General features: G+C 70.1%; 3 protein-coding genes. 2 read left to right on the top strand and 1 reads right to left on the bottom strand.

The features are described 5' to 3' along the window. A partial coding sequence (locus tag ACTUAL_RS18610) for an MFS transporter (protein ID WP_440901161.1) occupies positions 1 to 1,135 on the top strand: 1,135 nt, incomplete at its 5' end. Between the two features lie 8 nt (positions 1,136 to 1,143). On the opposite strand, the gene ACTUAL_RS18605 is transcribed toward ACTUAL_RS18610, so the two are convergent. Further along, positions 1,144 to 1,602 carry an Lrp/AsnC family transcriptional regulator gene (locus ACTUAL_RS18605; RefSeq protein ID WP_096492879.1) on the bottom strand — a complete coding sequence of 153 codons (459 nt, stop codon included), beginning with the start codon at positions 1,600 to 1,602 and terminating at the stop codon, positions 1,144 to 1,146. A 158-nt stretch (positions 1,603 to 1,760) separates the two neighbouring features. Between ACTUAL_RS18605 and ACTUAL_RS18600 the strand changes: the two genes are divergently transcribed. Next, the gene (locus ACTUAL_RS18600) at positions 1,761 to 2,447 is read left to right on the top strand and encodes an AzlC family ABC transporter permease (RefSeq protein ID WP_440901160.1); all 687 of its coding nucleotides are present in this window, start codon (positions 1,761 to 1,763) and stop codon (positions 2,445 to 2,447) included. The last annotated feature ends 2 nt before the right edge of the window (positions 2,448 to 2,449 follow it).

The following is a 2,449-nucleotide window of genomic DNA, read 5'->3' as shown; positions in this document are numbered from 1 at the left end:
GTACTGGGTGTTGTGGGAGCGCTTCCACTCCCCCGCGCTCACCGGGTTCCAGGTGATCAGCCACTGGGTGCCGTTCCTGCTGCTGTCGGTGTGGTTCGGCGGGCTCGCGGATCGGTACGACTGCCGCAGGCTCATCCAGGCCGCCCAAGGGCTGTTCATGTTCGTGTCGGCCGCCTGGGGGGTGCTGTTCCTGACGGGCGCGTTGCAGGTGTGGCACGCGTGCGTGCTGCTGGTGCTGCACGGGTGCGCCGGGGCGATGTGGGGGCCCGGCGAGCAGATGCTGCTGCACGACTTCGTCTCGCGGGAGGAGCTGCCCAGCGCGGTTCGGCTGAACGCGACGTTCCGGAGCCTGGGGGTGCTGTTCGGGCCCGTGGTCGGGTCGGCGCTGCTGCTGGGGCTCGGGCCGACGTGGGGGATCTTCGCGAACATCGCTTTTTACCTGCCGCTGACGCTGTTCCTGTTCCGGACGCGGTTCACCGGGCACGTCAGGGAGGGCGGTGCGCGGAAGGCCAGGGTGGGGGTACGGGATGCGGTCAGGGTGCTGCGGGACGTGCGCGGTGACCGGCCGCTGGTGAGCATGATCGCGTTGGCGGGGTTGGGGTCGTTCCTGGTCGGCGCCTCGATGCAGTCGGCGATGCCGGTGTTCGCGCACGACCTGGGGGCCGGGTCGGCGGGGGTGGCGTACGGGGTGCTGCTGTTCGCCAACGGGGCCGGTGGGGTGATCGGCGGGCTGGTGCTGGAAGCCACCGGGTGGGTGCGGCCGAAGGTCGGGGCGGCGATCGCGGCCACGGCGCTCTACGGGGTGACCACGGTGGTGTTCGCGCTGTCCGGGAACTACGCGGTGGCGGTGGTCGCGCTGGTGGTGGGCGGGGTGGCGAACCTGGCGTCGATGTCGATCACGCAGACGGTGGTGCAGTTGCTCGCGCCCGCGGCGGACCGGGGGCGGGTGATCGGGTTGTACAACGTGTCGGCGGGTGGGTTGAAGGCCGGGAGCGGGTTCACGGTGGGGTTGCTGGGGGCCGTGGTGGGGCTGCACTGGTCGCTGGCGGTCAGCGCGGGGGTGCTGGTGGTCGGGGCCCGGGTGGTTGCGGCGCACGCGTTTCGGGGGAGGGCGGGTGGTCAGGCGGTCGGTTAGGCGGTTGGTCAGGTCGTCTTCTTGAGGGTCTTCATGTTCTGGTGGGAGACGATGCGGTTGACGGCTTTGAGGGTGCTGAGCTTGTTCATGATGAAGCCCTCGTAGGCGGCGCTGTCCGCGACGTTGACGCGCAGGTAGTAGTCGGGGAGGCCGAACAGGCGGAGGACCTCGGTGACCTCGTCGTAGGAGGTGATCGCGGCCTCGAAGTCGACGACGGTCTGGCGGTCGTTGAAGGTGATCTCCACGGCGACGACCACCTCGAACGGGCGTCCTGCGGCGGTGGGGTCCAGGACGGCTCGGTAACCGGCGATGACGCCGTCGCGCTCCAGGCGCTGGACCCTGCGCAGGCAGGGGGCCGGGGTGAGGCCGACCCGGCGGGCCAGCTCGGTGTTGCTGAGCCTGCCGTCCTCGGAGAGTTGCAACAGGATTGCTCGGTCTGTGTCGTCCAGTTTGGGTTTGTTGCTCATTTGGCGATTATAAGGCGACGTGGAGCAATCCAAGCGGGGGTTGGGGGACATAAAGTTGTGGCATGTCGGTTTCTTCCCCTGCCGCCGTTGAGGGCGCTGTTGAGAGCGCCGTTGAGGGCGCCGTCGAGGGCGGGGGTGTGTCGCGAGGGCTTCGGGACATGCTTCCCGCGGCGCTTGGCGCGGTCCCGCTCGGGCTTGCGTTTGGTGTTCTTGTCACCCACACGGGGCTCGCCTGGTGGTGGGGGACGGTGTTCGCCTCGGTGGTGTTCGCCGGGTCGTTCGAGTTCCTGCTGCTGGGGCTGGTGATGGCGGTGGCGCCGCTGTCGCAGATCGCGGTGACGGCGTTCCTGGTGAACTTCCGGCACGTGTTCTACGCGCTGTCGTTCCCGCTGCACCGGGTTCGGGGGGCCGGGGCGAAGGTGTACAGCACGTTCGCGCTGACGGACGAGGCTTGGGCGTTGACCGCGTCACCGGAGGCTCGGGGGTGGAGCCGGGGGCGGATCCTGGCGATCCAGGGCGGGTTCCACGTGGTGTGGGTCGCGAGCGTGACGGCGGGCGGGCTGGTCGGGAACCTGGTGCCGGAGGGTGTGCACGGGTTGGGGTTCGCGTTGACGGCGTTGTTCCTGGTGCTGGGGATCGACGCCTACCGGGTGCGGCGGAAGCTGCCCGCGCCGATCGCCGCGGTGGTGTGCGCGGTGGTGTCGGGGGCGGTGTTCGGCGAGGGGATGTTGGTGGGGGCCATGGGGTTGTTCACGGGGTACCTGGTGGTGACGTTCCTGGTGGAGCGGCGCAGGGGGCAGCGCGGGCGGCAGCGCGGGGGGCAGCGCGGGGGGCGTCGTGCCTGAGG

It is taken from the genome of Actinosynnema sp. (assembly GCF_052038725.1).
This window is presented reverse-complemented; position numbering and strand designations above follow the sequence as displayed.